Below are 8,672 nucleotides of genomic sequence, written 5' to 3' on the forward strand. Positions count from 1 at the left end.
ATATCAGCCATTTTTGATATGACACCGAAAGGGACTGCACAAAAGCTAATAAACAATTATATTTGCAGCCGTAAAAAAAATATACAACCTATTATGAAGGAACTTATTGAAAAAATCAATGCTGAATTTGAGGCTTTTAGCAAAGAAGCTGAACAACAATCTGAAAAAGGAAACAAAGCAGCTGGAACCAGAGCCAGAAAATCTGCTTTGGAGCTGAGTAAGCTGTTCAAGGATTTCAGAAAAGTTTCTGTTGAAGAATCAAAGAAATAGTAGTCCAAAGAGAACCTGCCTAAAGCAGGTTCTTTTTATTACAGTAATTGATCATTTAAAATAAAAAATCTACATACGGGAAACCGTAATGACAATCAAAATATAATATTAAGGTACTTGTTTTTTTACGCAAAACCATTGGTTTAAATCTTTATAATCTGCATACAGTAAAGAGCTATCTTCCACATTTTTGTATTCCTTTTCAATGATTGATCTTACGGATTTTCCGTTAGCATCATTGTCAAGAAACAGAATGATTTTATCGTAGTCTTTCAACTTTGCTTTAGCTTTAAAAAGCATTGCCGTAGAATGTAAAATCAAACAATCACAATCAGGATGATCTTCATTACTAAGATTCCGAAAGGTTAGATAATCGAAAAAGCCTTCAAAAACGGCGACTTCATTTTTTGAATTATTTCGGACTTCAATCCAGGAAACGTCTTTATTTCCCAAACAAATTTTAGAATAGGGATTACGGATTTCAAAATCACCCGAATCGTTGCGAAAACCAATTCCGAAATATGTTTTACCCTGACGTTCGTAATGAATTTCGTGAACCATATGTTTTTGTTCAAGAACCTTTCTTGATTTCAAATAGCGGATTAAGGCAGGGTGGATAATTTCTTTTATCTCTAGAATTTTATAATCGTTCTTTAACCGGATCTCGCCTTTTTTTTTCTTATGAATCGGATTCTGGTAAGAAAAATCAGAGCTGGAAAGATATTTCAAGGCTTCCGATACAGAGCACTTTTTAATTTGCTGTACAATGGAAATCACATCATAGCTTTTTCCGGTACCAAAGTCAAATGCCTTATTCTTGATGAAATCAACAGAAAGGCTGGGTGTTTTTTCTTTCCGGTCCAGCGCAAAATAAAATGCAGACCTTTTATTTTCTTTTACTGGAAAGCGGCCGAACATTTCTAAAACCGTCCGAATGTCGATCTTTTGTTTTATTTCTTCACAGTTCATTTTTTTTCTTTTAGAGCAAATATTTTCTTAATTTCCTTTTAAATAAAAAAAGACTTTTAATTACTTTTTAATTTACTTTTAGTAATTTCTTGTATTTAGCTACTGTAAGCAATTGCAGTGGTTTTCCGGATGAGTACAATTCCGAAAGGAGAATGAGTGCAATTCCGAAAGAGAGATGAGTGCAATTCCGAAATCTGAGCTTTTTTCAAATGAGTACAAATCCGAATTGTATTTTTTCATTTTCATCTTTTTTGTACTATATCCACAAAATCTAATATTTATCCACAATTTTTTAATTTTTGTAAAATAGGGGATGAGTGCAATTCCGAAATCTCCGGAGAAAAGAACGCTGTTTTAATAATTCTTTAACTTCAGCGAGTACAAATCCGAAAAGGGGATGAGTGCAATTCCGAATTCATAAAATGACAGGATAGCCATTCGGCAGAAGTTCTCCCATTTTTGTTTCACGATACAATTCAATGATAATTTCCTGAATCTTTCTTAGAAAGTCAGTTCCCTGGAGCTGAGTAGAACTTATTCCGTTCAATCTGTTTTTTTTGATAAATGTCGCAAAAGCTTTTTCTATCAGCTCACGGGTTTGAGAAATTGTTCTGTACTGGTAAGAAAAACGCAGCATCTCTTCTTGTTTTAAGCCATACCTTTTTTTGAAATAATGAAGTCTTCTTGTGATTTTTTTATTTTGATCACCTACCGTACTGATCAGTTCTGATCCCTTTACAGAATCTGACGATATGTCAATGGTCCCTTTGATATAGAAAGGCTGGATGAAAATAGAATCGCCTTTATAATGATAGTTGAATGACAGATTATTATACCTGTTAAGGTTTTCTCTGGCAGGTTTCAAAAATTTAAAGCAAAAATCGTTAGCATTCTTATACTTTAATCCGAACTTTTTATTGAAGGTCGACAGTTTTAAAACTGTTCCATTTTCGTTAATTTTAGAAAGCCAAATTGCAAAGATTATATGCTTGTTATTCCTGATATTATATACCAAATTGTAAAGAATATAGTTATATTCTGGAATAATCATCAGCTTTTTTAACCAATAGCTGCTTATGAGAAAACTTGTATATCCGCGCTTGTCATAACTCGGATTAGAAATAAGTCCTCCGAATGTTTTAATCTCTTTCCCTTTTGAGTTTACAGATTTATACCAGCTCATTTTGAATCGGGCAAGAAACTCATAGGCGTCCACCACCTGTTTTGTTGAGCCACTGGGGGAAATTTTACTGTTCCTGATTTTCATTGCCGCAAAAATATTATGATCGGTTTCGAATTCTTCATCAAAAAGGGAAAGCTGTTTGGGCCTGTCTTCTGGTCGAAACTGCTCATTGCTGATAATCGAAATAATATTAAAGATCACCCGCAAGGCATTGATCGGTATGTCAGCAGCCTCTTGATCTTCAAAAATAAAATCGTCTACGAAATGATTTCCAAGGCGTATCCTGTCTGGATTTTTTTCGGGCTTTGCCTCAAATTTTTTACGTATAAGCTTCAGGTCTTTTTCCGGAATAGCCATAATAATCTTTCAGAATCGTTTTTTATGATGTTTTTGGACGTTTAATTTTAGAAATATACTCCATAGATAGAGGACTGGTATTAGTCACTTGTGTCTTCATATACGGTAAAGTACTTTTCAGAGAAGAACGCCAGTTGGTAATTGGCCTGCCAGCTGCATTTTTCCAATCGTTTTCTAACCACAAAAGGTATTTATTCCTGATCTCGGAATCCAGGGTAACATCGTAAGCTTTGAGTGTTCGCGCATATTGAATAAATTCCTCCCAGGAAGGATAACTTCCGGAATTGAAACATACCGACGGCTCTTCGACGTTTTGTACGGCAATGTCACCGATGTCGTTATCTGATAACCTAATCACTTTATGATCAACCATCGCCTCAATGGGTTTACTGTTGCTAGTGGTGTTTTGAATAGTCGCACTTTCTGACACAGGTATGGCATAATCCAGCAATAATCTGTAAGAACAGGGATGCCCTCTTTTATTTTCAAATTGTAGAAGCCCCAAAGCCCGCAGCTTGTCCTTAGTCGGCTTGACCGTTTTGCGGGTAAGGGACAATGCGTCGGCGATCGTCGAGTCCGTGATGCTAACCTCGTATCCTCCGTTATCGTTTGCCAATTTCAAAAGATACAGATACATTGCAACAGCCGTAGTATTAAGCCGTGCTTTTTGGTTAAAAGACCAAAACTTTTGTATAAGTTCCAGATAGTACACGTTACTTTCCACCGAAGAGTTCTATTGCTTTTTTCTTATCGATAATGATAATATTACCCCTTTGTATTATGGCTTCATCCAATATTCCGGAAGACTTTATTTCAGAAGCTTTTGAAATTGAACATCCAAGGATCTTTGCCAATCCCTTCAGTCCGTATTCATATGTAGTTTCAGAACAGAAATTTTTTATGATTTCCAGATATTCTTCAACAGTGAGCTTCCACAGCGGTGTTTGAGGATCTATGTTTTTCATTGATGGTGGGAATTTGAGTTAAGATAGTTTTTGGTTTTTTTTTTTTTCATTGTTAGTGTTTTGAATCCAGTTTCTAGCCGCGGCCTGCCAACTGGTCATAGACTTATTATTTGACAATTTCCATTGCCGTAGTTGGTAGTATGAATAAAATTTATTTGCTTCTGATGAAGAAAAATCCCTTTCACGAAAATATAATTCAACCATAAATAATTCAGGTATGGCGAAATGAAATTCCTTTTCTGAAGATTTATTTATCTGCAGGGATGCCTCTTCTCTGTCCTCAATAATTTCAATAAGGCTTCCTTTATACGGATCATAGCTTGGCAAATAATTGATCAGTCTGACAGAATCTAATTGCTTTATACATCTGTGATAAGTTGCGAGTGATTTTATTCTGCTTAACTTCATAACTTCTTCGCGATGAATTCGAAAGGGATTTTTAAAGTTGTGAACAGACCATAACTGAATAAGTGAAACGTACATACTGATGTGAGAAGGAAGCATTTGTGCATCGGATACTACATTGTCAAACAACCGGAAGATGTTTTTAGCTTGTTTCATTTTGCTGCTAATTATTAATGAATATTAATGGCTGGTAACCTGTTCGAGTAGTTTTTGAATGTCTTTGTAGCTGTAAAACAGAGAGCCCCCGATCTTGCTATATGTTAAAGTACCATTAATCCGTAGAGTTTGTAAGGTACCGGACGATATATTCAGTAATTTTCTTACCTCAGAGCTACGAAGCCATTGTTTTTGTATTGGAGTGCTATTTTCCAGCAGGTGTTTAATCTCTTCCAACAGTTCTTTTTTTAACTGCTTAAGATCTTCTTTGGTTACAATAGATATTTCCATAGTTCAAATTTTAATCACTTGACAAAATTTGCAAATCAGAAAAGAAATCTTTCGGTAGTTTTTCGTTACTACCGAAAGATTTCTTTGTAGCCAGTTGTAGGACAGGCTTTTGTTATAAGGGAAAATCGGAAATAGCTCTATAGGCTTAATAATTGATCTGCTTTAAGCTTTTGTTATGCTATTTTTCACAGTATGAGGAAAATTCTAAAGATTTTTCACCATTAAATATCCAGATCATTAAGAAAATGTTTCAAATTCTTGTCTAGTAAAGATATAAATTTAGTTCTTTCCCCTTTTCGTAACCGAATTTCACTTAAAGTCTTATGGTAATTACCTAAGTTAATGTTCAATGAACTCTCTGCCCACCTAAAGATTTCCGCAAGATCTGACTGACCGCCGTTAAAACACTTCGTTTGATAAAGCGCATATAGCAATTCAATCAAGGCAACTTTAGGAGCTGTCCATTCTAGTTTCCTGACTTGACTTATGGGTGATCTGTCGTTTTTATCTTTTGTACTCACCTTGTCCATTAGATATTGATCTAAGAGGTCATTTGCAATAATTTGTGCAACGATATGGTCGTGTGATGTGCAGAACTCCTTATCGTAATTATATAATTCTGGACTGAGTTTTAATTTAAAGTCAAATTTGAAACGTACGAAATACTTTTTATCAAGAAACGTTGATCTTCTTCGATAATAGCTGATAAATTCTTTTTGCTCATTATAAAAATATAATAAAGCAGCTCGTTCACTTTCGTAATATGACCTTAATGCCTGCGGATCGGCATATGGTTTTGAGGCTTCTATTGATAGAACTTTAGAGTAATAAATGTAGATTGCTACAAACTGTGGTTTGGTATTTTTAAAGAAATAGATTTCGTCGCTCCAGTCTGAAAAAGAGTATTGTTGTAACAATGTTTTCAAACTTGTAATAGATTTATCCGTCTCCATAAGAATTTCCTCAGCTCGAAAGATAATATCTAAGTCACTTCTGTTAATCTGGTCTATTGACGTCATTAAACTGTTCCATAATTGATCAATTCTTTTTCTAAAAACTTGTCGATTCATATGCATATTTTTTATTAACACGTAAAATTCGGACTAATAGTGACCAATTGAACTTTTTAGATGGCCTTTTACGGCCTATTTAGCAACTTCCATTATAGATGTAGGTATTAGTTAATTGAATATTTACTTAAGATGATCTTTGTTTTAAAAGATGATGATAATCAGTATGTTGTGTTGGGTGGTGTAATGGATGATTTATAAATTGTACCCGGTACAATTTATAAATCGTACCACCTGGCATTATTAAGAAAAGCATTGCTTCTCTAAATTCGTGATCCCGATTCTCGATATCGTGTTAGTCGAATTAAAAAACAATAACTAAAATTTGAAAGTTTCTTTAGCAACAGGTAAAAAATGTACTGTAAGTGGTGAATGGGAGGTTGATGGAACCATTAGTACCGTGATCTATATATCGAAAGGAGAAATAATGCCAGCTTACTGCGGTAAATACGTGCAATGGGTATTAATTAGAAGTGGATAAAAGCTCAGAGCTGGAGTCGAAAGCAGGTGTAGGAAATAAAAATGAAAGTATTTACACACCATCACCTAATTCCTTATTTCTTTTTCTTATGAATTCAATTGGTGATAGCCCGTTTCTGTTGTAGAAGGCCTTTGAAAATTTTGATTTGTTGGTGAATCCTGCTTCAGCACTTAACGCATTAGTAGAATATTTACGCCATAATTTATCTTCATACAATTTTTGCGTTATATAGCTTATTCTAAGCTGATTTAAATAGGTGTTAAAATTGCAACCTTTGTAGTCATTTATAATTTCAGATAGATAGGTTGTATTTGTTTTTAATTTTATTGAAAGTTTATTAAGTGTCATACTTTTTTCAAGAAAGAAATTCTCTCGTTCAAGCGCTGTTAGCTTAGATAAAAGTTCATTGGCTTTTTCTTCATTTAGTTTTGAGTTTTTTAACTTAAAATCTACTTTTTCAGCTGGCTTTTGCTCAGCATCGGATTTCATTTTTGCCAACAGTTCGTTATATTTTTCTTGGATTCTTTTTTCATTTTGCCATCTGAAAAACAATATAAGGAAAAGAACGAGCAGGAAGAAAAATAATACAAATGCTATACTATATCCGTTGGTACTAGAAATTTCCAATCTTCTTTTTGCTTGCAGCAGATCTTTAGTATCGTATTCTTTATGGATTTTTTCAGACAGATATTTGAAGTCAGTCGAAAGAATGTGGTCTACTTTAAGTAACTGTTTAGTATAGTAGAGCTCCTTTTTATCATTATTTGTATTTTTAGAAAAATTGATCAATATCTCATAACTTTCTCTTACTTCAGGTAAGATGAACTCATGTTTTTTAAAGATGGAATCAACTTTTTTAAAATATTGTATAGCTTCATTGAGTTTGTTTTTATGCAGAAGACTTTTTCCTTTATAGAAATAGACAGCGGAAATGTTAGTGAAATCATTTTTCTTTTCTACACCTGCGAGGGCATTATTAAAGTTTGAAATTGCTCTATTGTAGTTTTTGTTTTTAAAGTCAATGATTCCCTGTAACTTATAAAAGTAACTTCTTTCAATGTAAAAATCTATGTCGCCAGCAGTCTTTTTTAAGCCCTCGTTAATTAATAAACGAGCTTCTTCCAAACGGTTCAGCTCTACAAGGCATGAAGCATTTTGTTGAAGGCTGTTTAAAAAACCTTTCTTATTGTTATAAGATAGATTGGGAAGATTAGCGATTGCTTTTTCTGCACCATAATGTGCCCGGCATTTTTCAAATACTTTTACTGCTTCTTCATAGTGGCCGAGGTAACTTTTAACAACGCCAATGTGATATAGATTTTTATAATAAAGATACTCGTCGTTAGTATGTTCTAAGTAGTTCCAAGCTTTTAGATATTCGTTCAGAGCAAATTTGAATTTTTTTAAATTAAAATAGTAAATAGTACCCTTAGTTAGATAGGAGCTTCCAATTAAATCCTTGCTTCTTGTTCTACTAGCAGCCCAGATCATACTGTCAGCATATTGTAATTTCTTGTCAGGCGAAAAGCTTGTAGCATCTTTGTAAGCCTGTGCTAATTCGGTATAGTTTTTCTCTTCCTTTGCTTTTTTTATGTATTGGTTTATAAAGGTAAATGCTCGCACGTCATTTTCTTCATAATTATCGTACTGAATCCTGTAATCAGAAAAATCCTGACCACATAATATTTTACAGGTAAAAGTTAATAAAAATAAAATTTTTTTCAAATTATCTACGATGTTTAGAATTCTAATATAAGAAATTAGATATGTAATTGAAATGTTTTAATAAATGCATTAGAATTCATTTACCAGTTTCATCCCAACTTTTTACTGAGTTCAAGGTTAATTAATAGTTTCTTATAATTTGAGTATAAATTTAAACAAGTGTTTGCTTAATTGCAAGAATATCGACTGTAAAAATGTATTTTTTACAATAAAAAAGATAATATCCGCTATCTGACTATTTGCGTCATCTAATATTGACATTTTCTCGTCCTGCATTTAATGCTAAATCGTTAAATCTTCTAATTTTTTCCTTTCAATTTTTGAGATTATTGCCCACGAGAGTTCTCGTTGTTCATGTTCTCTTTTTGAGAGAAATATAATTTACAAGTGAAAATTAAGTGCAGGCTAAAATAATGTTTAAAAGCGTTGTAAATTGTTGATTTTTAGTATTTTGTAAAATGATAAGGGGGGGTACGATTTATAAATTGTACCCGGTACAATTTATAAATTGGGTCCATGCTCGCTTTCTCGATGATGCGTGCTTCTCTAAATTCGTTGGCAGAATTCTAAAAAAAAACCGGCCGGGATTATTCACTATTTAATCCTAGATCATGAAACAACTTTTAACAATTATTTTGACAGGAGCTACCTTATTAGCATTAAATTCTTGTCGGGAAAATGAAACATTAACAGAAAACAATGAAGCTGCATTTGAACAAAATTCTTTACTGAAGAAGGGTGACAGTGTGACGGCGCGCGAATTTAAGGAAAAAGACCCGCCAAAAGATCGCGACAATTGG

General features: G+C 33.4%; 10 protein-coding genes. 2 read left to right on the forward strand and 8 right to left on the reverse strand.

All coding sequences use genetic code 11. The features are described 5' to 3' along the window. Window positions 1-93 precede the first annotated feature (93 nt). Window positions 94-270 carry a histone H1 gene (locus WFK35_RS17655; protein ID WP_240581025.1) on the forward strand — a complete coding sequence of 59 codons (177 nt, stop codon included), beginning with the start codon at window positions 94-96 and terminating at the stop codon, window positions 268-270. Window positions 271-378: 108 nt separating this feature from the next. On the opposite strand, the gene WFK35_RS17660 is transcribed toward WFK35_RS17655, so the two are convergent. The 8 genes from WFK35_RS17660 to WFK35_RS17695 all read right to left on the reverse strand — a co-directional run bounded on the left by WFK35_RS17660 (window position 379) and on the right by WFK35_RS17695 (window position 7,872). Continuing rightward, window positions 379-1,239 (reverse strand): toprim domain-containing protein, encoded by an 861-nt coding sequence (locus WFK35_RS17660; RefSeq protein WP_278353977.1) that lies wholly within the window; start codon window positions 1,237-1,239, stop codon window positions 379-381. Between the two features lie 415 nt (window positions 1,240-1,654). Continuing rightward, complete coding sequence (locus WFK35_RS17665; RefSeq protein WP_336733692.1) at window positions 1,655-2,779, reverse strand: hypothetical protein; 1,125 nt, start codon at window positions 2,777-2,779, stop codon at window positions 1,655-1,657. Between the two features lie 22 nt (window positions 2,780-2,801). After that, window positions 2,802-3,503, reverse strand: a complete 702-nt coding sequence (locus WFK35_RS17670) for a hypothetical protein (protein WP_336733693.1) — start codon at window positions 3,501-3,503, stop codon at window positions 2,802-2,804. After that, window positions 3,493-3,744 (reverse strand): DUF3853 family protein, encoded by a 252-nt coding sequence (locus tag WFK35_RS17675; RefSeq protein WP_002978160.1) that lies wholly within the window; start codon window positions 3,742-3,744, stop codon window positions 3,493-3,495. The genes WFK35_RS17670 and WFK35_RS17675 overlap by 11 nt, the downstream gene beginning before the upstream one ends. 18 nt (window positions 3,745-3,762) lie before the next feature. Further along, entirely contained in the window at window positions 3,763-4,305 is a 543-nt protein-coding gene (locus WFK35_RS17680; RefSeq protein WP_336733694.1) for a hypothetical protein, read from the reverse strand. A gap of 24 nt (window positions 4,306-4,329) precedes the next feature. Then, window positions 4,330-4,596: a helix-turn-helix domain-containing protein gene (locus WFK35_RS17685; RefSeq protein ID WP_047096297.1), complete on the reverse strand. Its 267-nt coding sequence runs from the start codon at window positions 4,594-4,596 to the stop codon at window positions 4,330-4,332. A gap of 221 nt (window positions 4,597-4,817) precedes the next feature. Continuing rightward, window positions 4,818-5,666, reverse strand: a complete 849-nt coding sequence (locus WFK35_RS17690; RefSeq protein ID WP_047096359.1) for an RteC domain-containing protein — start codon at window positions 5,664-5,666, stop codon at window positions 4,818-4,820. 532 nt (window positions 5,667-6,198) lie between these two features. After that, window positions 6,199-7,872 carry a helix-turn-helix domain-containing protein gene (locus WFK35_RS17695; RefSeq protein ID WP_052769178.1) on the reverse strand — a complete coding sequence of 558 codons (1,674 nt, stop codon included), beginning with the start codon at window positions 7,870-7,872 and terminating at the stop codon, window positions 6,199-6,201. 611 nt (window positions 7,873-8,483) lie between these two features. Here WFK35_RS17695 and WFK35_RS17700 point away from each other — a divergent pair. Next, a partial coding sequence (locus WFK35_RS17700) for a hypothetical protein (RefSeq protein WP_336733695.1) occupies window positions 8,484-8,672 on the forward strand: 189 nt, incomplete at its 3' end.

Source organism: Chryseobacterium sp. VD8, from assembly GCF_037149975.1.
Lineage (GTDB): Bacteria > Bacteroidota > Bacteroidia > Flavobacteriales > Weeksellaceae > Chryseobacterium > Chryseobacterium indicum.